The 20,876-nt window shown below is 66.3% G+C and carries 20 protein-coding genes; 8 read left to right on the plus strand and 12 right to left on the minus strand.

Features of this window, described 5'->3' with window-relative positions:
• Positions 1-18 precede the first annotated feature (18 nt).
• Entirely contained in the window at positions 19-486 is a 468-nt protein-coding gene (locus AAFN88_RS05845) for a GNAT family N-acetyltransferase (protein WP_347518962.1), read from the minus strand.
• Positions 487-626: 140 nt separating this feature from the next.
• Positions 627-1,970, minus strand: a complete 1,344-nt coding sequence (locus AAFN88_RS05850) for a TldD/PmbA family protein (RefSeq protein ID WP_347518963.1) — start codon at positions 1,968-1,970, stop codon at positions 627-629.
• Positions 1,971-2,271: 301 nt separating this feature from the next.
• On the opposite strand from AAFN88_RS05850, the gene AAFN88_RS05855 reads away from it, so the two are divergent.
• Together AAFN88_RS05855 and AAFN88_RS05860 are read left to right on the plus strand one after the other, a co-directional pair.
• Positions 2,272-3,600: a DUF4365 domain-containing protein gene (locus tag AAFN88_RS05855; protein WP_347518965.1), complete on the plus strand. Its 1,329-nt coding sequence runs from the start codon at positions 2,272-2,274 to the stop codon at positions 3,598-3,600.
• 80 nt (positions 3,601-3,680) lie between these two features.
• A complete protein-coding gene (locus AAFN88_RS05860) occupies positions 3,681-5,066 on the plus strand; it encodes a hypothetical protein (protein WP_347518966.1) in 1,386 nt (461 codons plus the stop codon).
• A 49-nt stretch (positions 5,067-5,115) separates the two neighbouring features.
• Here AAFN88_RS05860 and AAFN88_RS05865 read toward each other — a convergent pair whose 3' ends face one another.
• The 6 genes from AAFN88_RS05865 to AAFN88_RS05890 form a co-directional block, all read right to left on the minus strand.
• Positions 5,116-5,697: a GNAT family N-acetyltransferase gene (locus tag AAFN88_RS05865; protein WP_347518968.1), complete on the minus strand. Its 582-nt coding sequence runs from the start codon at positions 5,695-5,697 to the stop codon at positions 5,116-5,118.
• A gap of 271 nt (positions 5,698-5,968) precedes the next feature.
• Positions 5,969-7,687: a 2-isopropylmalate synthase gene (leuA, locus tag AAFN88_RS05870; RefSeq protein WP_347518969.1), complete on the minus strand. Its 1,719-nt coding sequence runs from the start codon at positions 7,685-7,687 to the stop codon at positions 5,969-5,971.
• A 469-nt stretch (positions 7,688-8,156) separates the two neighbouring features.
• A complete protein-coding gene (locus tag AAFN88_RS05875) occupies positions 8,157-8,633 on the minus strand; it encodes a PAS domain-containing protein (protein ID WP_347518970.1) in 477 nt (158 codons plus the stop codon).
• Positions 8,634-8,868: 235 nt separating this feature from the next.
• A complete protein-coding gene (locus AAFN88_RS05880) occupies positions 8,869-10,383 on the minus strand; it encodes a UbiD family decarboxylase (RefSeq protein ID WP_347518971.1) in 1,515 nt (504 codons plus the stop codon).
• Entirely contained in the window at positions 10,383-10,829 is a 447-nt protein-coding gene (locus AAFN88_RS05885; protein ID WP_347518972.1) for an NfeD family protein, read from the minus strand. Before AAFN88_RS05885 ends, AAFN88_RS05880 begins: the two co-directional genes overlap by 1 nt.
• Positions 10,826-11,881: an SPFH domain-containing protein gene (locus AAFN88_RS05890; RefSeq protein WP_347518974.1), complete on the minus strand. Its 1,056-nt coding sequence runs from the start codon at positions 11,879-11,881 to the stop codon at positions 10,826-10,828. Before AAFN88_RS05890 ends, AAFN88_RS05885 begins: the two co-directional genes overlap by 4 nt.
• Positions 11,882-12,245: 364 nt before the next feature.
• Here AAFN88_RS05890 and AAFN88_RS05895 point away from each other — a divergent pair, with 364 nt between their 5' ends.
• The 4 genes from AAFN88_RS05895 to AAFN88_RS05910 all read left to right on the plus strand — a co-directional run bounded on the left by AAFN88_RS05895 (position 12,246) and on the right by AAFN88_RS05910 (position 14,986).
• Entirely contained in the window at positions 12,246-12,458 is a 213-nt protein-coding gene (locus AAFN88_RS05895; RefSeq protein WP_193367304.1) for a DUF4170 domain-containing protein, read from the plus strand.
• A gap of 37 nt (positions 12,459-12,495) precedes the next feature.
• Entirely contained in the window at positions 12,496-13,257 is a 762-nt protein-coding gene (locus tag AAFN88_RS05900) for a hypothetical protein (protein WP_347518977.1), read from the plus strand.
• Positions 13,258-13,297: 40 nt separating this feature from the next.
• Positions 13,298-14,029 (plus strand): DUF3047 domain-containing protein, encoded by a 732-nt coding sequence (locus AAFN88_RS05905; protein WP_347518979.1) that lies wholly within the window; start codon positions 13,298-13,300, stop codon positions 14,027-14,029.
• A 90-nt stretch (positions 14,030-14,119) separates the two neighbouring features.
• Positions 14,120-14,986 (plus strand): DUF3365 domain-containing protein, encoded by an 867-nt coding sequence (locus AAFN88_RS05910; RefSeq protein ID WP_347518981.1) that lies wholly within the window; start codon positions 14,120-14,122, stop codon positions 14,984-14,986.
• A gap of 23 nt (positions 14,987-15,009) precedes the next feature.
• On the opposite strand, the gene AAFN88_RS05915 is transcribed toward AAFN88_RS05910, so the two are convergent.
• Both AAFN88_RS05915 and ubiA read right to left on the minus strand, forming a co-directional pair.
• Positions 15,010-15,702 carry a 50S ribosomal protein L11 methyltransferase gene (locus AAFN88_RS05915; RefSeq protein WP_347518982.1) on the minus strand — a complete coding sequence of 231 codons (693 nt, stop codon included), beginning with the start codon at positions 15,700-15,702 and terminating at the stop codon, positions 15,010-15,012.
• Positions 15,699-16,697 carry a 4-hydroxybenzoate octaprenyltransferase gene (gene ubiA / locus AAFN88_RS05920; protein WP_347518984.1) on the minus strand — a complete coding sequence of 333 codons (999 nt, stop codon included), beginning with the start codon at positions 16,695-16,697 and terminating at the stop codon, positions 15,699-15,701. The genes AAFN88_RS05915 and ubiA overlap by 4 nt, the downstream gene beginning before the upstream one ends.
• Positions 16,698-16,976: 279 nt before the next feature.
• On the opposite strand from ubiA, the gene AAFN88_RS05925 reads away from it, so the two are divergent.
• Together AAFN88_RS05925 and AAFN88_RS05930 are read left to right on the plus strand one after the other, a co-directional pair.
• Complete coding sequence (locus tag AAFN88_RS05925; RefSeq protein WP_347518986.1) at positions 16,977-17,795, plus strand: 16S rRNA (uracil(1498)-N(3))-methyltransferase; 819 nt, start codon at positions 16,977-16,979, stop codon at positions 17,793-17,795.
• A gap of 224 nt (positions 17,796-18,019) precedes the next feature.
• Entirely contained in the window at positions 18,020-19,384 is a 1,365-nt protein-coding gene (locus tag AAFN88_RS05930) for a glutamate--cysteine ligase (RefSeq protein ID WP_347518988.1), read from the plus strand.
• Between the two features lie 13 nt (positions 19,385-19,397).
• Here the strand turns inward: AAFN88_RS05930 and AAFN88_RS05935 are convergent, their stop codons facing one another.
• Positions 19,398-19,979: a PAS domain-containing protein gene (locus tag AAFN88_RS05935; protein ID WP_347518990.1), complete on the minus strand. Its 582-nt coding sequence runs from the start codon at positions 19,977-19,979 to the stop codon at positions 19,398-19,400.
• Between the two features lie 297 nt (positions 19,980-20,276).
• Entirely contained in the window at positions 20,277-20,828 is a 552-nt protein-coding gene (locus tag AAFN88_RS05940; RefSeq protein ID WP_347518992.1) for a hypothetical protein, read from the minus strand.
• Positions 20,829-20,876: the final 48 nt, after the last annotated feature.

The following is a 20,876-nucleotide window of genomic DNA, read 5'->3' on the forward strand; positions in this document are numbered from 1 at the left end:
CGGTGTTTGCCTGGGGGCTCAGGACCTGCGCCGGTATGACCGGCGCGGCGCTAGCGGTTTTTCCATGCGGACGGCGTCGGCGCCGTTCTCGTAGTACTTGTCGTAGCGGCCGAAGACGCTGTAGCCGGCCTGCTTGTAGAGCCGGCGTGCCCTGGCGTTGCGGGGGTGCACCTCCAGGCGCAGGGCGCGGCAGTCGCGCTCCCGGCAGGCCGCCTCGGCGGCCGCCAGCAGCTTGCGGCCCAGGCCGCGGCCGCGGCAGCGCCGGGCCACCGCCAGCGAATAGATCCGCCCCAGCCGGGTGCCGCTGCGGAACAGCACGGTCACGTAGCCGCAAAGGCCCTGGCGGTCCGACGCGACAAAGGTGGCGGCATTGGCGCCGTTCAGGATGTGGCGGAAGTTCCGGCGCGAGATCCGGTCATGGGAAAAGGCCGTCTCTTCGAGTTCGAAGAGCGCGGAGAGGTCTTCAGGCGTCGCGGAGCGGATCATGTCTTCGGCCAGAGCGCAGCCGGTGATCCCGGCCAACGGTTGAGGCCGAAGATATAGCCACGAAGCCGCGCCGGCGGCAATGCGAATAGCGCGCCCGGGAGCGCCCCGGGGAGCGCCCCGGGAAACCCGCTCGACGCGGCCTAGTTGCCGGCCAGCATCATGCCGTCGATGCGCAGGGTCGGGGCATTGACCGCGTACTTGAAGACCAGGTCGTTGGCCGGCGTGAGGTTCAGGAACATGTCCTTCAGATTGCCGGCCACCGTGGCCTCGCTGACCGGCGTGGTCAGCTCGCCCTTTTCGATGCGGAAACCGTGGGCGCCGCGCGAGTAGTCGCCGGTGACGCCGTTGATGCCCATGCCCATCAGTCCGGTGACGTAGAAACCGTCCTCGATGTCGGCCATCAGTTCGGCGGGGGTGGCACTGCCCGGCTCCATGTAGAGGTTTGACGTGCTGGGCGAGGGCGGGCTGGAGGTGCCGCGCGCCGCGTGGCCGGTGGACTTCAGGCCCAGTTGCCGCGCCGAGCTCAGGTCCATGATCCAGGTCGTCAGGCGTCCGCCGTCGATGAGGCTGAGGCGCCGGTTGGCCAGGCCCTCGCCGTCGAAGGGCTTGGAGGCGAGGCCGTGCGGGCGGTGCGGATCGTCGACGATGGTGATGCCCTCGGCGAAGACCTGGGCCTCCAGCTTGTCCTTCAGGAAGGAGGTGCCGCGCGCGATGGCGGGGCCGGAAACGGCGCCGGCCAGATGGCGCAGCATGGTGTTGGAGATCCGCGGGTCGAAGACGATGGGCAGGCGCCGGGTCGCCGGCTTCTCGGCGCCCAGGCGCCGGACCGCGCGCTCGCCGGCACGCCGGCCGACGGCGCCGGCGTCTTCCAGTTCCTTGCCGTAGACGGCGGTGGCGAAGTCGTAGTCGCTTTCCATGCCCAGGCCTTCGCCGGCGATGACCGAGACGCCGACCGAATGGCTGGAGCGTGCATAACCGCGGGCGAAGCCGTTGGAGGTGACCAGGGCGATGTCGATGCGGCTCCAGCTCGCCTCGGCGCCTTCGGAGTTGGTGATGCCGGCGACGGCGCGGGCGGCCTCCTCGCAGGCGCGGGCGCGTTCGATCAGCACCTCGGGCGCCGGCTCCTCGGCGTCCAGGATGTCCAGGTCGGGCACCGTCGCGGCCAGTTCCCCGGCCTCGGCCAGCCCGCAGTAGGGGTCTTCCGGCACCACTTTCGCCATGGCCAGCGCCCGCTCGACCAGCTCGTCCAGGCTGTCCGGGGCCTGATCTGTGGAGGAGACGATGGCCTGGCGCTTGCCCAGCAGCACCCGCAGGCCGACGTCCTGGCTCTCCTCGCGCTCCAGGCGCTCCGGCGCGCCCAGGCGCTGGGCGTGGGACAGGCCGGTGGAGCGGAAGTGCACGGCGTCGGCGGCGTCGGCCCCGGCCTTCCTGGCCTTGGCGACCAGGCCGGAGAGCAGGGAGAGGGAGTCGTCGGTGGCGGTCATCGGGCCTCGCTTCAAGGAGAACGGCTTCAAGGAGAACGAAGGTGCGTCGGTCTCGATCTTGGGGAGGAATATAGGGTCTCAGGGCCCGCCTTGCACCCGCTGTCAGGTCGCACCCACGGACCGCTATAGGACTCAGCGACGCCAAGCCGCTTGAAACAGGCCTGCCTACGTAAATCTCCCTTGGCCCCACAACCAAGGCGAGAAATTATCAAGTTGTAGTATTATGTGACCTTGGAGAGACTTGATAGAATAAACAGTCTAATTGGAGTCGTCTTTATTCCCTGCTGGGAGATTTACGTAAGTGCCGAAGCGTATCGGAAAATCGGACATAATTGGCGAGCAAGGGATAGCGCATATTCGCAAGGTTGTGCTCGACATGGGGCATCTCTTTTATGAGACCGGGGGGGTCGAAGCGGGAATTGATGGTTTTATCGAACTTAGAAACGACGAAACCGGAGAGGTGACAAATCTTCTTCTTCAGGTGCAAGGCAAAGCTACAGCAAAGGAACAGCTTCCCGCTGAAACGATGGAGAGCTTTGAATGGCCTTGTAAAGAAGAAGATATTGCCTACTGGCGACAGGGAACGGCACCTGTTCTTTTGATCATCGTGCAGACGAAATTCAATCGTGCATACTGGAAATCGATTAAGGATTATTTCGACGACCCCAAAGCAATAGAGAGTCGTCGGGTAGTTTTTAACAAGAAGGTAGACAGTTTTGATCTCGCTGCGAAGCCGGCTATATCAACGATAGCAGCTAGCGTTCGGCCAGGGGCAATTGCTCCTCCGGCTAGGATATCTGAGCAACTAGTTTCCAATTTACTGCCCGTCACATTTGTGAGTAAGCGCTTGTTTCTTGCTGAGACAGACTACCGAACGAATAAGGAGTTTGGTGCTGCGCTTAGAGATTTGGTGGATGATGGCCATGGAGAATGGATAGTAAAGGGTGGTCGGATTCTGTCGTTTCATGATCTCGATGAACACCCCTGGAACAGACTCTGCGATGTTGGCACGATTGAATCATTTCCAATTGAAGAATGGGCAAGTTCGACAGATGAAGATCAGCAGCGAGATTTCGTTCAGCTACTGAACCGTTCTCTGAGTGGTATGACAGGTGAGGCGCTAAGATTCGATAGAGAAGATAAAACGCATTATTTCAAATGCATTCCAGAGAAGACGCGGCGCATATACTATTATCGAGGGTTTGAGAAGCGCACCTCGCGTGATGTTGTCAGGCGCTATTCGAAGAAGCAATCACCTACCGAAACCGCATATTTTAGACATTCAGCATTTCGTGCTCGTTTTCATAGGTTCGGCGACGTTTGGTATTTGGAAGTTACGCCCACATACCATTTCACCCGTGACGGCTTCCGCGAAGACCGTTTCGCTGCGGAGCATCTAAAAAAGATAAAGGAGTTTGAAAACAACGCTGCTGTGGTGGGGCAGTTCGCCATGTGGCGACATTACCTAACTAGGTGTCACCGCGGCGACATGTTCTCTCCCGAGTACCCATTTCTGCGATTCGACGTTTTGGAAGATTTCCCAATCGAACAAGGGGTTCCTGACGAACTCTGGCGGTCAAGAGAATCTCGGCAGCGTGCCGGACTCTTTGGCGATGATCTGATTGTCTGATGTTTGAAGTCTCTCACTTGGCCGAGCCTGAGCTCGAGTTTGGGGGTGGTAGTCGACATCAGGATATTCGATTTGGGTTAATGGACTACGGTCCATTCGACGCTACTCACAGTGAATCGCTACGGCGAGTGCGAATTGGCATTGTTGGTAGCGCTCAAACTGTCGAAGGGACGGCACGCTGGATTGAAAGGTGCCAATGCGGATTAGAAGCAAAGGAAAGTCGCCAACCAAACCTCTTTCCACCTTTTCCCGGTTGGGGGGAAGATGTGACTTTCCGCTGTGATTTTGTTGCCGCTAGCGAAATGACGAGAGTAGTTCCGTCTCGCGAGCTTTTGCGGATCTCCGCCATAGACGACAGCAATCAAGCTACCCGTGAGGCAGTATCATTGTTCCTCGACGAGATAAGAGCGTTAGCTGAGCAAAACACTCCTCCAGACGTGATCCTTTGCGCTTTGCCTCTCGAGGTCATCCAAGCAACGGTGAATGCTGGAGTTGCTGACGATGATCTCGATGATCAATCTGAGGGAGAGAGCTCGACTGGAGAATCAGCGTTGAATCTAAGGGGCATGCTCAAGGCGGCGTGTATGGAACTTCGGTTGCCAATACAAATATTGTGGCCGACTACTTACGATTCGTCGATACGCATCCCACGAAAGCTAAAGGTGGTAAGTGATAGAAGGGTACAGGATGATGCGACGCGCGCTTGGAACTTTTTCACTGCGCTTTATTACAAAGCTAATGGTTTGCCGTGGCGCATGGTGCGTGATCCGAAGCAGCTAAAGGCGTCCTACATTGGGATCAGCTTCTATCGCACTGCTGACAATGAGCTGGTTCATTCAAGTTCCGCGCAGATGTTCGATGAGCGAGGAGAGGGTTTGATATTGCGAGGAGCGCGGGCGCACGAGTCAAAAGATGACCGCCGGCCACATCTGCTTGAGGAGGATGCATATGGTCTTCTCTCAAATTCTTTATCAGTTTTCCGACAACAACATGGTCATTTTCCAGCTCGCGTTGTTCTGCATAAGACGTCGAACTTCAACACCGATGAGCTCGCCGGATTTGCGAGCGCGCTTCAGGAGCGGAGCATCGACTATGCAGATATGATTGTAATTTCGAAGTCGTTTACGCGCCTTTATCGGAAAGGCGGTTATCCCCCTCTTCGTGGCACGCTGATGCGACTCGACGACGAGCGGGCAATACTCTACGCGAAAGGGAGTATAGAGTTCTTTCGTACTTATCCGGGAATGTACGTTCCTCGACCTCTCCTCTTTAGGTGTGCGAGAAGAGACCAAGCATTGAAGTTCCTCGCTGAGGAGCTCCTTTCCCTCACCAAAATGAACTGGAACAACACCCAGTTTGATGGGGGCGAGCCAATTACTGTTCGGGCCGCACGCTATGTAGGTGACATCCTCAAGTATGTTCCAGAGGGGCGCTCTATTGCACCTCGATACAGCTTCTACATGTGATAGCCATAGCGGACAGGCGCGACATCCTGGTCTCGGGTGACGGAGAGAATTAAAGATCGTAGTGCAGCACGGGCAGGCAGCGCTCGCTGCCGTCGGGCGCGCGCACGGGGGAGCGCACCTTGCCCGAGAGTGTCGCCCCGACGGCGCGGTAGAAGCCCAGCGCGAAGGGGTCGCTCAAGACCTTCAGGCGCTTCAGGCCCCGGGCGCGGGCCGTGGCCACGGCGTGGTCCCACAGCGTCCGGCCGAGGCCGCGGCCGATGGCGGCGGGCTCGACGAAGAGCAGGCTGACCTCCGCCTCGTCGCGGCGTTCGCCGGGGTCCAGGGCGTAGAAGCCCAGCGGGGTGTCCTCCTCGACCAGCACCACGACCCGCCCGGCGGCGATATTCGCCGGGGAGACCGCCAGTTCGTCGCGGCAGGCCTGGATGAAGTGCGGGTCATAGCCCCAGTAGGCCTTGGAGCGCAGGGCCAGGGCGGAGAGGGTGCCGCATTCCTCGGGCCTTGCCGGCCGCAGCAGCCGGCCGCCGTTGTCTTGCTCGGAAATCCGGGCGCCGGTCTTCATGGCGCGCGCCTCGCGATCATGGCTCCATCCCCGCTTCAGGTGTAGCTCCGCGCGCCCGGTGTGCGAAGTCACAAAATGCTGCCGAATGTTTCAGCCGCCGGTCGAAGCGGTGCCGCCGCACAAGAAAAAGGGCCGGGACGCTTGCCTCCCGGCCCTCTCTGAGTATTCGGCGAAATGGGGTCAGGCGGCCCGTGCTTCGAGACGCCCCTCACGGGGCTCCGCAGCATGAGGACTGAGCTGGGCCTCACCCTGAGGAGCGCGCCGAAGGCGCGCGTCTCGACCTGCCTGCGGGTCGCCGAAGCGGTCACGCGTCGGCGGAGGCAGGAGGGTGGAACCCGGAGGCTCAGGCGGCCTGGCCGGCGCTGTCCGGCTCCGCCGCGGCGGCCATCTGGTTGGCGGCGCTGACCACCGCCTGCAGGCAGGCGACCACGATGTTGGGGTGCTGGCCGACGCCCCAGAAGACCGTGCCGTCGGCGGCTTCCGCCTCGACATAGGCCACGGCCTTGGCGTCGGCGCCGGCGCCCACGGCGTGCTCGTGGTAGTCATGCACCTTGATGTTGACGCCGCAGCCCTTGCTCAGGGCGTCGACGAAGGCGGCGATGGGGCCGTTGCCGCTGCCCTGGATCTCGCGGCGCGCGCCGTTCTCCTCGATCACCGCGGTGAGCTGGCGCAGCTCCGAAGCGTGGGTGTCGGGCACCGAGCGGTGCTCGACGAAGGCGTAGGGCAGGCGCGGGGCCAGGTAGGTTTGCTCAAAGAGATCCCAGATCTGCTTCGGCGTGATCTCCTTGCCGGAGGTATCGGCCTGCTCCTGCACCTTCTGGGTAAAGGCGATCTGCAGCTTGCGCGGCAGATCCAGGCCGTATTCGGCCTGCAGGATGTAGGCGACGCCACCCTTGCCGGACTGGCTGTTGATGCGCACCACCGCCTCGTAGGAGCGGCCCACGTCCTGCGGGTCGATCGGCAGGTAGGGCACTTCCCAGAGGCCGGAGTTGCTCAGCTTCATGGCCGCCATGCCCTTCTTGATGGCGTCCTGGTGTGAGCCGGAGAAGGCGGTGAAGACCAGGTCGCCGGCGTAGGGGTGGCGCTCGGGCACCGGCAACTGGTTGCAGTACTCGGCGGTCTCGCGGACCTTGTCGATGTCGGAGAAGTCGATGCCCGGGTCGATGCCCTGGGTGAACATGTTGAGGCCCAGGGTCACGACGTCGACGTTGCCGGTGCGCTCGCCGTTGCCGAACAGCGTGCCCTCGATGCGGTCGGCGCCGGCCATGACGCCCAGCTCCGCCGCCGCCACGCCGGTGCCGCGGTCGTTATGGGGGTGCAGCGACAAGACGATGCTGTCGCGGTTCTTGATGTTGCGGTGGAACCACTCGATCTGGTCGGCGTAGATGTTCGGCGTCGACATCTCCACCGTGGCCGGCAGGTTCAGGATGACCTTCTTCTCCGGCGTCGGCTGCCAGACGTCCATCACCGCCTCGCAGATCTCTTTGGCGAAGTCCATCTCGGTGCCGGTGAAGCTCTCCGGCGAGTACTGGTGGACGATCTCGCCGCCCTCGAACCCGGCCGCCAGGTCGCGGATGCGCTCGGCGCCCTTCACCGCGATGTCGACGATGCCGGCCTCGTCCAGGCCGAAGACCACCCGGCGCTGCAGGGTAGAGGTGGAGTTATAGAGGTGGACGATGGCCCGGCGGGCGCCCTGGATCGCCTCGAAGGTGCGGTCGATCAGGTGGTCGCGCGACTGGGTCAGCACCTGGATGGTGACGTCCTCGGGGATCATGTCCTCTTCGATCAGCTCGCGCACGAAGTCGAAGTCGGTCTGCGAGGCGGCGGGGAAGCCGACCTCGATCTCCTTGAAGCCCATCTCGACCAGCAGCTTGAACATGCGCCGCTTGCGCGCGCCGTCCATGGGCTCGATCAGGGCCTGGTTGCCGTCGCGCAGGTCCACCGAGCACCAGATCGGCGGCGCGGTGATGACGCGGCCGGGCCACTGGCGGTCGGGCAGGTCGATGGGCTTGAAGGCGGTGTACTTCTCGGCCGGATTGGCCTGCGGTTTCTTGCTGTTCATGGGTCTCGGGTCCTTGCTCTGCCGGGCGGGGCGCTCCTCGCGGATCGTTCCCTTGGGGTGCCGCCGCCGCCGGGTCTCTGTCTTGTGAATTCGGGGTTTGCGTGGCCAGGCTACGACCGCTGCGGCGCCAGCAAGGCGCAGCGGCCGCGGCTAAGTCGCAGGCCGAAACCCGGCGCGAGGGTACGGTTCAGGCAGGCGTGGAACTGCTGAGAATGGCAGGATACTTGGCTGAATTCAGGGGTTTTTCGCGAACTGTCGCTCATCGGAGCGAACCTCTTTCAGGGACTGGATTGTCGGACGACGGCTTTACCCGGCGCGCACTTCAGGCGGCCGGGGCGATAAGTCGTAGCGACAGGAGTCCGTGAAAGGTCGTCATAACCCGGGAAACCTAGGCACCCGGCCCCCGGCGGTCAAGGCTTTTGGGTGGCCCGCGGAGGCGGCCCGAGGGCAGGGCGGACAGGCCAAGCCCCTAGACGAACCCCACCGTGACGAAGAGCATGTCGACGGTCTCGCCGTCGCCGGAAAGCGGCATGATGAGGTCCTCGGTGGTGAGGAACTCCTTGTTGCGGCCGACGTAGGGGGTGTCGCCGGCGAGCGGCGCGCCCTCCAGTGCCACTTGGCGGCAGTTGGCCCAGATCCGGCTGGGCGCGGCCTGGTGGGGAATCTCGCTCATCCACATGCCCGTGTAGCGGCCGTTCATGTGCTCGTCCATCTTGGTGCCGATCAGCCGGTAGCGGAAGTCCAGCGGGCTCTGCCGCACGTCCAGCAGGAACACGTGCGGCAGGATCTTCACGATCTCGGCGGGGACGATCTCGTCCCGCGTCGGCATACGCCGCTGCCCGCACTTGCGCTTCCAGTAGTCGTAGGCGAACTGGTTGATGGGCGAGCGCAGCGCCAGAAGGGGCGCGGAGGCGTTTTGGGGAAGGGGACCGCTCACAAAGTTCATGCCGCTCAGTCTTCGTATAACCCAGCCTCCGCCGCCCGCGGACAGCCGGCGGTGCAAAAAGCGGCGACGTGATGACTTTCAGGGGAAGCAGTCTAGCGGATCGGCGGGCAGTTTCCAGCCGCCGCCGCGTATTAATTGTTTCAGGACGGCGACTCGCGCCCCGGCACCCAGGGCCGGCACCCATGACCGGCGCCCATGGCCTGCGCCCGTGGCCGGCGCCCGGGGAAGCGGGCTTCTACTTCCAGATGCTCTTGCCGCTGCCGGGCAGGCCCAGCTCCGGCCAGAGCCGGTCGATGCGGTCGATGACGGCCTGGTCCATGCGGATTTCGCGGCCCCACTCGCGCTTGGTCTCCGGCGGCCACTTGTCGGTGGCGTCCAGGCCGATCTTGGAGCCCAGGCCGTCCTCCGGCGAGGCGAAGTCCAGGTAGTCGATGGGGGTGTTCTCCACCAGGGTAATGTCGCGCGCCGGGTCCATCTTGGTGGAGATGGCCCACATGACGTCCTTCCAGTCGCGCGCGTTCACCGTGTCGTCCACCACGATGACCCACTTGGTGTACATGAACTGGCGCAGATAGGACCAGACGCCGAGCATCACCCGCTTGGCGTGGCCGGGGTAGGCCTTCTTCATGGAGACCACGGCAATGCGGTAGCTGCAGCCCTCCGGCGGCAGCCAGAAGTCGGTGATCTCCGGGAACTGCTGCTGGATCAGGGGCACGAAGACCTCGTTCAGGCCCTCGCCCAGCACCGAGGGCTCGTCCGGCGGACGCCCGGTGAAGGTGGAGAGATAGATCGGGTCGCGCCGCATCGTGATCGCCGTCACCTTGAAGACCGGGAAGCGCTCGACGGCGTTGTAGTAGCCGGTGTGGTCGCCGTAGGGGCCTTCCTCGGCGGTCTCCTCCAGGGAGACCTCGCCCTCGATGACGATCTCGGCCTCGGCCGGCACCTTCAGCGGCTGGGTCTTGCAGTCGACCAGCTCCACCTTGCTGCCGCGCAGCAGGCCGGCGAAGTGGTACTCGGAGAGGGTGTCGGGCACCGGCGTCACCGCGGCCAGGATGGTGCCGGGGTCGGCGCCGATGACGGCGGCGGCGGGCAGCGGCGCCGTCTTCTCCTGCTTCCAGCGCCGGTGGTGCTGGGCGCCGCCGCGGTGCTTCAGCCAGCGCATGATGGTGGTGTCGCGCCCGGTCACCTGCATGCGGTAGATGCCCAGGTTGAAGTCGTCGGTCTTGTCGCCGCCGGGATTGGGCCCCTGGGTTACCACCAGCGGCCAGGTGATCAGCGGCGCCGGCTCGCCGGGCCAGCAGGTCTGCACCGGCAGGCGGCCGAGGTCGATGTCGCCGCCGGTCAGCACCACCTCCTGGCAGGGCCCGCTGCCCACGGTCTTGGGCTTCATGGCCATGACGGTCTTCAGCAGCGGCAGGTGCTCCCAGGCTTCGCGCAGGCTGCCCGGCGGCTCCGGCTGGCGCAGGAAGGCCAGGGTCTCGCCGATCTCGCGGAGCTGGCCGGGCTCGCGGTCCATGCCCCAGGCGACCCGCTCCACGGTGCCGAAGAGGTTCACCAGCACCGGCATCTCCGCCTTGCGCCCGTCGGCGGTGACCACGTTCTCGAAGAGCACCGCCGGCCCGCCCTCGGCCAGCAGGCGGGTCTGGATCTCGGTCATCTCCAGCTCCGGCGAGACCGGGGCCGAGACGCGCTTCAGCCGCCCGGCGCGCTCCAGGCGCTCGACGAAGTCGCGCAGGGAGGAAAAAGGCATCAGGCGCGTTCGACCTTCAGCACGGTGCCGTCGATGGCGGTGACCTTTACCTTCGTTCCCGCGGGCAGGTCCTCGCCCTCCACCTTCCAGCGCGAGTCGTCGACGTGCAGCAGGCCGGTGCCGTCGACGATGGGCTCCTTCAGGGTGAAGGTGCGGCCCACGTAGCTGGCGCCGCGGCGGTTCAGCAAGCGCTTGGGGACCGGCGCGGGAAAGCGGTCGCGCAGAAAGTAGCGCCAGACCAGGATGGAAACCAGGGAGAGCACGGCGAAGATCAGCAACTGGATCTGCCAGGTCATCTCCGGGAACAGCATGAGCACGAAGCCGACGATGCCGGCGGAGATGCCCATCCACAGGAAGACGGCGCCGGGGGCGAAGATCTCGATGCCGATCAGGAAGACGGCGACGACCCACCAGTTCCAGAATTCGATCTGTTCGAAGCTGATCATGGGCGCCTGCCTCCATCGCCTGCGGAGCTGCCGCCGGCCGTGCTGCCGCCGGCGGTGCTGCCGCCCGCGCTGCCGCCGCCGCCGGGCGTGCCGCCGCCGCCGTCCCAGGGGCCTCTGGCGGCCTGCCGCTGCTCCATGGAATCGCGGGCGATCTCGGCGATGCCGCCGATCGCCCCGATGATCCCGGCGGCGTCGACCGGCAGGAAGAAGGTCTTCTGGTTGGTCGAGTCGGCGAACTTACCCAGAGCGTCGACGTAGCGCTGCGCCACGAAGTAGTTCACCGCGTTGACGTCGCCGCGGGCGATGGCTTCCGACACCATGGCGGTCGCCTTGGCCTCCGCTTCCGCCTCGCGCTCGCGCGCCTCGGCGTCGCGGAAAGCGGCCTCGCGGCGGCCCTCGGCGGCCAGGATCTGCGCCTGCTTCTCGCCTTCGGCGCGCAGCACCTGGGCCTGGCGGTCGCCCTCGGCGACCAGCACCGTGGCGCGCTTGTCGCGCTCGGCCTTCATCTGGCGGGCCATGGAGTCCACCAGGTCGGCCGGCGGGGTGATGTCCAGGATCTCGATGCGGGTCGCCTTGATGCCCCAGGGCTCGGTGGCGTCGTCGACGACCTGCAGCAGGCGGGTGTTGATGTCGTCGCGCCGCGACAGCAGCTCGTCCAGGTCCATCGATCCCATGACGGTACGGATGTTGGTCATGGTCAGGTTTAGGATCGCCCGCTGCAGGTCGCGCACCTCGTAGGCCGCGGCGGCGGCCTCGAGCACCTGATAGAAGATCACGCCGTCGACCTGCACCAGGGCGTTGTCGCGGGTGATGACCTCCTGGGAGGGCACGTCGAGCACCGTTTCCATCATGTTCATCTTCGCGCCGATGCGGTCGACGATGGGGAAGATCATGCCCAGGCCGGGGCCGAGGGTCTTGGTGTAGCGCCCGAAACGTTCCACCGTATACTCATAGCCCTGGGGCACGGCCTTGACGCTCATGGTGACGATGATGATCGCCAGCACGACGATGGCGATCACCAGGACGCTGAAGCCGGAAATCTCGAACGGCATCTTCTGCGGGTCTCCCTTCAGGTCAGGCCCCTGTCTGCGGCCCCTTGTCTGCGGCCCCTCTCCCCTGCGCCGCGCCGGGATGCTCCCGGACTGGTACAAGGCGGTGGCGGTTAATCTATCCTGTGTTGATGCACCGGGGAAAGCTCCCGCTTCGCCGCCCCGGATCGCCGCTATGGGACAAGAAGATGACGCAGCGGGCACAGTCCGGCAGCCTGCGATTAACCAACTTGAAATGCCAGTTTGGCACTATACATTCAGTTCGATTTTTCCCTATCTTTGTAGGGAGCTTCGCTGGCGAGATGAAGATTCGCGTTCAACGGCGGAGTGGACGACAGGCGCTTTCAAGTTGAGAGGCGTGGATTTAATGATTCAGTACTACGTAGTCGGCGGCGAGTACAAAGATACGCATTTTAGCGAAGCCGTCGGTGGCGACGAGGAGTGGTTTGGCCCTTTTGCCGATTACGAAGCGGCGAAGCAGGAGTGGGCCAAGCATGCCTGGCACACTGTCGATGAGTGCACGACCCGCTACCGGATCGAGCGCATCGACAACGAGGCCCCGCCCCCCTGCACCGACTGAAGCGGTGCAGTTTATGACCGGTTGACGGCCGTTTGCCGTGCCCTGGGCCCTTCCCGATTCGGATGACGCCCTGCTGCGCCTGGCCAAGGGCTATCCCTATGCCGCGCCGGACGGCTCCTACCTCTACCGCGAGGGCGAGAGCGCCGGGCTGCACGGGCCGCTCGACCCGGCCCTGACCGCCGGGCGGGTGCCGGTCATCGCCCACGGCTCCAACCGCGCGCCCGAGCAGATCCACCGCAAGTTCGGCCACCTGACCGGCGCGGCCTCCGAGATCCCGGTGACCCGCGCCTGGCTCGCCGGCCACGACGTGGTCTATTCGGCCCACATGACGCGCTACGGCTCCATCTCCGCCACCTTGCACGAGGCTCCGGGCACCCGGGTCCAGGTCTACGTCACCTGGCTCACCGAGGCGCAGCTTCCGCGCATGCACGAGACCGAGATCGGCGCCGGCAACTACGCCTACGGGCGCCTGGGCGGGGTCGACCTGGCCGTCGAGGGCGGGCCGCGGCTCAGCGAGGCCTTCGCCTACCTCTCGGTGCACGGCTGCCTGGCGGACCCGGAACAGCCCGCGGCCCCGCTGGCCCTGGCCGCCGTACCGGCCGAGCGGCGGGTCCACCGCCACCTGGACCAGGAGGCGGCGCTGGCCGTGCTGCACGCCGCCCACCACCCGGAAGACGATCTCGACGCCATGATCCTGGCCAACATCAAGAACGTGGCCCAGCGCCGCCGCCTGGTGGAGGCCCTGCAGCATTCGGCCGTGCCCTGGTCGGTCCCGGGGTTCGAGCAGGTTCTGCGCTGACGGCGGTTCCTTCCGCCCCAGCCTCCGCTATAGTGCGCGCATGACTCCCTACGCTTTTCGCGGCGGCTTGGCCGCGCTTTCTCTCGCTCTCCTCGCTGCCTGCACGGCGCAGCCGGAACTGACCCGCGAGGGCAGCTTCGACCGCCAGGACCTGCTCTACGACCCGGCGCTGGCCATCGAGCAGGGCTGGCTGGCCATGTCGCTGTCGCCCAACGGGCGGCTCACCGACTTCCGCCTCGACAGCTATCAGGACCATCTCTCGATCCGCGCCGAGGGGCAGCGCAGCGAGTCCGGCCTGGTGCTGCCGGTCAACATCGACGTCGAGGCCTGCCCCTTTCTGGAGTGGGAGTGGCGGATCGAAAAGCTGCAGGAGAGCGCCAGCCTCTACGAGGCCGGCCTGGAGGACGTCGCCGCCTCGATCTGGGTCATGTTCGGCGATCCCGAGCCGGGGCCCTGGGGCGCCATCACCGCGCCCAAGCCGGTGCCGACGCTGCGCTACGTCTGGACCACCGACAAGATCCAGGACGAGACCATCATCGACTCGCCGGCGCAGCCGGGGGTGATCCGCTCCATCGTGGTGCAGGGCGGCGTCGTCAGTCCCTTGGCCTGGGAAAGCGAGCAGCGCGACCTGGCCGCCGACTACCAGGCGGCCTTCGGCGGGCGGCCGACGGGCAACGTGCTCGCCATCGCCCTGGTCACCGGCAACTACCACACGCAGGAAGCCGTGGTCGCCCACTACGGCGCCGCGCGGCTGCGCTGCGCCGGCGGCTGAGCGCCGCTCGTCCCTTTGAGCTGGCGCAAGGCTGCCGTCAGGAAGACCCGCTAACCTGAGTGCCGGCTCCAACCTTCGCGAGGGCATGGAATGCGGTGCTTTTCGGCTTTCATCCTGGGGTGCCTGCTGCTGGCCGCCGGGTCTGCCGCGGCGCAGGACCTGACCGCCGAGCGGGACTCGGCGCACGGCGCCATTCAGCAGCTGCGCCAGGCGATGATGCAGGCGCTGCAAACTTCAATGCGGGAGGCCGGCCCGGCCGAGGCTACCGCCGTCTGCCGCCACCTGGCGCCCGAAATGGCGGCGGAGATCTCCGCCGAGACCGGCTGGCAGATTCGCCGTCCCGCGCTGAAGGCGCGCAACCCGGCGAACCGTCCGACGGAGGAAGAGCGTGGCGTGCTGCTCGGCTACCTGACGCGCAGCCTTGCCGGCCAGTCCTTCGAGGACATGGAGACGCTCCGCCTGGTGGAGCAGGACGGCAAGACCTACGTCCACTACATGCGCGCCATTCCCATGCTGGACGCCTGCCTCACCTGCCACGGCAGCAACCTGGCGCCCGACGTGGCGGCCAAGATCGCGGAAGTCTACCCGGAGGACGAGGCGGTGGGCTTCCGGGCCGGGGAGCTGCGCGGCGCCTTCTCGCTGCTGCGGCCCTACGATCCCGAGGCCGCGCCGGCGGTGCGGGCCCCGCGCCTGCCCGAAGTGCCCGCCGCGGGGCCGATCGCGTTCGAGGCCTCCGGCCTGCGCGGCGATCCCGTCGCCGGGCGCGGCCTCTTCGGCGCGCATTGCCTGTCGTGTCACGGCGCGACGGATCTGGCCACGCACCTCTATCCCGGCGGCGGCGAAGGGACCCACGGCGATGTCTGTGAATTTCTCCAGACCCACGGCCTGACCGACCGGCAGAACGACTGCGACATCATCGCCTATCTGAAAGTGCTGGCCCGGCAGGTCCCCGAGTAGGGTGGCCGCCGGGTAAAGGCGGCTCAACCCGCCGCTTCTTCGGGCTCCACCTTCCAGACCACCGCGTTGCGCAGGTCGCTGTCCTCCAGTTCGCGGCTGGTCTTCACGCCGTAGGCGATGATCCGCTCCAGGCCCCGGCGCGGCAGGTAGGTGCGCCCGGGGTCGCCCAGCAGGACCAGGCAGCCGCCTCCCGCCAGGCCGCGCAGCCAGGCGACGATGCGCTCGGCTGCCGGGCGCTCGTAGCAGACGTCGCCGGCCAGGACCACGTCCCAATGGGCTTTGGGCGCTTCCGGATTGGGGCTGCCGACGATGTCCTCTTCGCGCACCGCGATCTCGACCTCGTTGGCGGCGGCGTTGAGGCGGCAGGCGGCGGCGGCGAAGCCGTCGATCTCGACAGCCTCGACGCTGCGCGCCCCGGCCAGCTTGGCGGCGATGCCCTGCAGGCCGGAGCCGGCGGCGAAGTCCAGCACGCGCTTGCCGCGCACCGCCTCGGGGTGGTCCAGCAGGTAGCGCGCCAAGGCCTGGCCGCCGGCCCAGGCGAAGGCCCAGAAGGGCGGCGGCAGGCCCTTGGCGGCCAGTTCCTCCTCCGTCGCCTCCCACAGCGGCACCACCTCGCTGGCGAGATGAAGCCGCACCTCCGGCACCAGGGGCGGGGCTTCCAGGCGGGTGTTGGCGCGGATGAAGGCTTCGGGATTTTGGCCCAGGACGGCGGTCATCCGGCGAGGCCCCGAATCCAATCGTGGACCCAGGGGCTGCCGCCCAGGATGCCGGCCAGCAGCAGCCAGCCGACGAAGCGGTTGGACTTGAACTTGGCGCGGCAGTTCGCCGGGTCGTCGAGGTCGACGTCGCGGACCTGCCAGGCGAACTGGGCGGCGACGGCGGCGAGGCCGATCCAGAACGGCCACAGCAGGCCCGTCGCCCAGCCGGCCGCTCCGAACAGCGCCACCGTCACGCTGTAGATCAGTGCGAACCATGGCTTGCCGAAGGCGTCGAGGCGCAGGGCCAGGGATTTCACGCCGACGAGGAGGTCGTCCTCCTTGTCCTGGTGGCCGTAGATGGTGTCGTAGCCCAGGGTCCAGGCGATGCCCGCGAGATAGAGCAGCAGCGGCGGCCAAGCGAGCGTCCCGGTCGCCGCCGTCCAGCCGATCAGCGCCCCCCAGTTGAAGGTCAGGCCCAGCCAGGCCTGCGGCCAGTAGGTGATGCGCTTCATCAGCGGGTAGGGGAAGACCAGCAGCAAGGAGGCGCAGCCCATCGCCACGGTCAGGGTGTTCATCTGCACGAGGATGGCGAAGGAGGCCAGCAGCAGAACCAGCAGGAAGAGTCCGGCCTGGGTCAAGCTGACCTCGCCAGCGGGGATCGGCCGGGCGGCGGTGCGCGCCACCTTGCCGTCGATGTCGCGGTCCAGGATGTCGTTGACGACGCAGCCTGCCGAACGCATCAGCACCGCGCCGAGGCCGAAGTAGAGGTAGAGCCACCATGACGGCCCGCCGTTCGCCGCAGCGTCACCCCCATAAGCGTCCCCCAGGGCGATGGCCCACCAGCCGGGAAACAGCAGCAGCCAGGTGCCGATCGGCCGGTCCAGCCGGGCCAGCCGCAGGTAGGGGCGCGCGCCGGCCGGGGCGAGGCGCAGCACCCAGGCGTCGGCGCGGATGTCGCTGGCCGAGGCGCCCTGGCTGGACGGGGCCCGCGAACTGGAAGAGGGATGGTTCATACCCTAATCTTTACCGGCGAATCGGCGCGGGAAAAAGCCGTGTGTCGCGCCGCATCCCAACCTGGCCGATTCGCGCGCCTTTGCCGTTCGCTCAGGCCGTCATCCCGGCCAAGTGAGCGGCAGCGAGCGCGAGCCGGGATCCAGGGGCGGGCGACCAAGCGCTTGCCCTGGACTCTCGGGTCAAGCCCGAGGGCGACAATAGGAGTTGGCGGCGCCGTTGAGGCGTTCGGCGCAGACGATTTGCGCAGAGGTGAGGGTTCAGACGGGGTCTCGGAGGGGATGACGACAGCAGCCAAGATAGCCACCCGGCTCTATGTGGACGACGCCCTGGCGGCGGAGCGCAGCCTGGGACTCGACCACGGCCAGGCGCATTTCCTGCGCTCGGTGCTGCGCCTGACGCCCGGCGCCACGCTGGCGGTCTTCAATGGCCGCGACGGCGAATGGCTGGCCGAGATCGAGGGGCTGGGCAAGGGCTGGTGCTCGCTCACCCTGCTGGAGCAGCGCCGCGCGCCGGCGCCGGAGCCCGACCTCTGGCTGTGCTTCGCTCCGATCAAGCGGGCGCGCATCGATTTCATGGCGGAGAAGGCGACGGAGCTGGGCTGTTCCGTGCTGCAGCCGGTGATGACCCGCTTCACCGCGGTCAGCAGGGTGAACGAGGAGCGCCTGGCCGCCAACGCCCGCGAGGCGGCCGAGCAGTGCGAGCGCTTGACGGTGCCCGAGGTGCGCGAAACCGTAAGTTTCGGCCGGCTGCTCGATGCCTGGCCGGAAGGCCGTCGCCTCCTGGTCTGCGCCGAATGGGGTGAGGCCAGGCCGATCGTCGAGGCCCTGCAAACGATTCGCGCCGAGACCGGCGGCGCCGCGCAGCCCCGGCCCCAACCCTGGGCGATCATGACCGGACCGGAGGGCGGCTTTGCCGAGAGCGAACTTGACGCCCTTCGCAAACTGCCCTTTGTTACCCCCGTCGGCCTCGGGCCGCGGATTCTGCGTGCCGATACCGCGGCTTTGGCGGCGATTGCCTGCTGGCAGGCGGTGCTCGGCGACGGGGACCGGCGGCCGCCGGCGGCGCTGGCGGGTTTTCCCCTGCCCGAGGGTGACTAGGCCTCCTGGCCAAATAGACTTGAAGGGCGTCTTCGGACTCCCCTTTTAAAGCAGCAGGCCCCGGCAAGAGGGCCGCCGCTCCAGACCGCTAACTAGGACTACGAAACACCAGGCGCCCGGGGGGCGGACGCCGACTTCAATCCATAAGAAGACGTCCGATGGGGCGGTTCGTGTCGGAACCGCGGCGCATCGGATCGGGATTCCGGGACCAAGGGGATCAAGGCATGTCCGCTCCTCCGCAAAGCCAGGGTGAAACCCTGACCGACAAGGCACAGCTCATTGCCTACCTGGAGGCAGGCTGCAAGCCGGCCGAAGATTGGCGTATCGGCACCGAGCACGAGAAGTTCTGCTACTCCCTCGACGATCTCCGGCCGCTGCCCTACGGCGGCGAACGCGGCATCGGCGCCCTGCTCGACGGCCTGCAGCGGTTCGGCTGGGAGCCGGTGCTGGAAGGCGAGAACGTCATCGCGCTGAGCAAGGACGGCGCCAGCGTGTCCCTGGAGCCGGGCGGCCAGGTGGAACTCTCGGGCGCGCCCTTGAAGACCATCCACGAAACCTGCAGCGAGGTGCACACCCACCTGGATCAGGTCCGCCAGGTCATGGGGCCGATGAAGGCCGCCGCCATGGGCCTGGGCTTCAATCCCAAGTGGGCGCGGGCCGACATCCCCTGGATGCCCAAGGGGCGCTACAAGATCATGGGCGAATACATGCCCAAGAAGGGCAAGCTGGGCCTCGACATGATGCTGCGGACCTGCACGGTGCAGGTGAACCTGGACTTCGCCTCGGAAGCCGACATGGTGAAGAAGTTCCGCGTCGGCCTCGCCCTGCAGCCGGTGGCCACCGCGCTCTTCGCCAACTCGCCCTTCACCGAGGGACGGCCGAACGGTTTTCTCAGCTTCCGCAGCCACATCTGGACCGACACCGACCCCGACCGCTGCGGCGTGCTGCCCTTCGTCTTCGAGGACGGCATGGGCTTCGAGCGCTACGTCGATCACGTGCTCGACGTGCCCATGTACTTCGTCTACCGCGACGGCAGGTACATCGACGCCTCGGGCCAGTCGTTCCGCGATTTTCTGGACGGCAGGCTGCCGGCCCTGCCCGGCGAGAAGCCGAAGATGGGCGACTGGGCAGATCACCTCTCGACCCTCTTTCCCGAGGTGCGCCTCAAGAAATTCCTGGAGATGCGCGGCGCCGACGGCGGTCCCTGGAAGTCGCTCTGCGCCCTGCCGGCGCTTTGGGTCGGCCTGCTCTACGATCAGGGCGCGCTGGACGCGGCCTGGGACCTGGTGAAGGACTGGACCCTGGAAGAGCACCAGTACCTGCGCGACGAGGTGCCGCGTCAGGCCCTGCATACGCCGTTCCGCGGCAAGCCGCTGAACGCCGTCGCCCGGCAAGCGGTGGAGATCGCCGCGCAGGGCCTGAAGGCGCGCCGCCTGCTGGACGGGCAGGGTGACGACGAAACCCACTTCCTCTCTCTGCTGCGCAGCCGCGTCGAGCGCGAGAAGTCGCCCGCCGAATACCTGCTCGACGACTTCCACGGCCGCTGGCGGGAATCCATCGATCCGGTCTTCACCGAGTGCGCCTACTAGGCCTCGGGGGACCTCAAACGTCGATCTTGAAGACGGTCTTCGGCAGCAGCGCGCCGAAGTCGATGTCCTTGCGGAAGTGGGTTTCGATCTCTTTGCTGAAAAGCTGATAGCACAGCAGCCGCGTCACGCGGCCGCCTTCGCCGTAGGGCAGGGCGATGCGCCAGGCCTTGCGGCTGTGGAAAGCCTCGGCAAAGGTTTCGTCGCGCAGCTGGAAGTCGTGGCGCGAGTAGAGCGGCACGCCGCTGTTCGCGCACTCGCGCAGCTGTCCCTCCACCATGTGGACGTAAGGAGTGTCGCCGAAGGCCTCGACGAGGGTGCGGCCCTTCAGGCTGCCGCCCGTCGCGGTCACGACATTCTCCCCCACCACCCGGAAGACGATGGCGCCGCCGGTCACCTCGTAGAGGATGAGGTTGGGCACCAGGACCGGCACCAGGAAGGGGTCGATCTTTCCGACCGGCGGGAAGGCCGCGCCGCCGCGCTGGGCGCGCCAGGCGTGCAGGATTTGCCGAAAGGCCTCGGGCTCGATGCCGTCGATGGCGATGTGCCCGAAACTCGGCTCTGCGCTGGTTGGGGAATTGCCGGTGGGGTCGTACACGGAGGGGGCGTGCGTCCAGGCGCTCTGTTCTCGTCATAGGCAGTCCGCCCGCGATGCACCCCAGCAGCGCCCCGTGCGATCTTGCCGTTTCAACTAATCTTTCTTGATAGGGGCTGCTGAACAAGGGCTTATGTTTGCCTAAGGCGCATTTCGCCGCCGTCGGTTGAGAGCGCTCCCGAGAAACGCCCCCGCGCTGTGGTCGCGGGCTTTGCGGCGCCGATCTATTTCATAACGTTTAGAGCGGATTCGCAGGGCCGGTGGATCGCCGTCGGCGATTCCAGCCGACCCTGATCTGCTCTAGTTGCCTTCGGCGGCCTTCTCGCGGGCCTCCTGGGCCAGCCGCAGCGCGCGCACCAGGGCCGGGGGCATGTCGGTCCCGGCCGCTTTCTGCGCCGGGGTCAGGTTCAGCCTGTCGATCTGCTCCTGCCGGTACTGGGCCTCGATGGCCAGGATCTCGGCGCGCAGCGCGGCGATGCGGGCCTCGTAAAGGTCGCCGCCCAGGGGCTTGGCGGTGCCGACGCCGGTGAAGGTGCGCGGGCCCGCCAGGCCGCGCGATTCGGCGCCGCGCAGCACCTGGGCGCGCGGCGGCGTGCTGGTCACGGTGCTGCTGCCGATGCGGTGTCCGGCGGGGCCGTTGTTGAAGATCACGGTGTTGCCGACCGTGTTGTGGGAGCCGCGCGCGCCGCAGAAGGTGGACGATCCGATGGTGGTGCAGGATTGAGCGGCGGCGGGGGCGGCGGCCACTGTGGCGCCCAGCGTGGCGGCCATGGCGGCGATCAGGGCGCAGGCCGGCAGCAGCGGCCCCTTCGGGCCGGGCCGGCGGCGGGTCAGGCGGGCTGCGGGCTGCATCGGGAACTCCCGTCGTTCCTCAGCGGGTTGGGGGCAGAGAGATCTACG

This window comes from Pelagibius sp. CAU 1746 (assembly GCF_039839785.1).
Lineage (GTDB): Bacteria > Pseudomonadota > Alphaproteobacteria > Kiloniellales > Kiloniellaceae > Pelagibius.

Excerpts from the sequence above, each read along its gene's own strand:
- AAFN88_RS05925 (WP_347518986.1), top strand. The coding sequence starts at position 16,977 with ATGACGACAGCAGCCAAGATAGCCACCCGGCTCTATGTGGACGACGCC.
- AAFN88_RS05895 (WP_193367304.1), top strand. The coding sequence starts at position 12,246 with ATGATTCAGTACTACGTAGTCGGCGGCGAGTACAAAGATACGCATTTT.
- AAFN88_RS05890 (WP_347518974.1), bottom strand. The coding sequence starts at position 11,881 with ATGCCGTTCGAGATTTCCGGCTTCAGCGTCCTGGTGATCGCCATCGTC.
- AAFN88_RS05845 (WP_347518962.1), bottom strand. The coding sequence starts at position 486 with ATGATCCGCTCCGCGACGCCTGAAGACCTCTCCGCGCTCTTCGAACTC.
- AAFN88_RS05875 (WP_347518970.1), bottom strand. The coding sequence starts at position 8,633 with ATGAACTTTGTGAGCGGTCCCCTTCCCCAAAACGCCTCCGCGCCCCTT.
- leuA (WP_347518969.1), bottom strand. The coding sequence starts at position 7,687 with ATGAACAGCAAGAAACCGCAGGCCAATCCGGCCGAGAAGTACACCGCC.
- AAFN88_RS05880 (WP_347518971.1), bottom strand. The coding sequence starts at position 10,383 with ATGCCTTTTTCCTCCCTGCGCGACTTCGTCGAGCGCCTGGAGCGCGCC.
- AAFN88_RS05885 (WP_347518972.1), bottom strand. The coding sequence starts at position 10,829 with ATGATCAGCTTCGAACAGATCGAATTCTGGAACTGGTGGGTCGTCGCC.
- AAFN88_RS05910 (WP_347518981.1), top strand. The coding sequence starts at position 14,120 with ATGCGGTGCTTTTCGGCTTTCATCCTGGGGTGCCTGCTGCTGGCCGCC.
- AAFN88_RS05850 (WP_347518963.1), bottom strand. The coding sequence starts at position 1,970 with ATGACCGCCACCGACGACTCCCTCTCCCTGCTCTCCGGCCTGGTCGCC.
- AAFN88_RS05905 (WP_347518979.1), top strand. The coding sequence starts at position 13,298 with ATGACTCCCTACGCTTTTCGCGGCGGCTTGGCCGCGCTTTCTCTCGCT.
- ubiA (WP_347518984.1), bottom strand. The coding sequence starts at position 16,697 with ATGAACCATCCCTCTTCCAGTTCGCGGGCCCCGTCCAGCCAGGGCGCC.
- AAFN88_RS05860 (WP_347518966.1), top strand. The coding sequence starts at position 3,681 with ATGGACTACGGTCCATTCGACGCTACTCACAGTGAATCGCTACGGCGA.
- AAFN88_RS05930 (WP_347518988.1), top strand. The coding sequence starts at position 18,020 with ATGTCCGCTCCTCCGCAAAGCCAGGGTGAAACCCTGACCGACAAGGCA.
- AAFN88_RS05915 (WP_347518982.1), bottom strand. The coding sequence starts at position 15,702 with ATGACCGCCGTCCTGGGCCAAAATCCCGAAGCCTTCATCCGCGCCAAC.
- AAFN88_RS05940 (WP_347518992.1), bottom strand. The coding sequence starts at position 20,828 with ATGCAGCCCGCAGCCCGCCTGACCCGCCGCCGGCCCGGCCCGAAGGGG.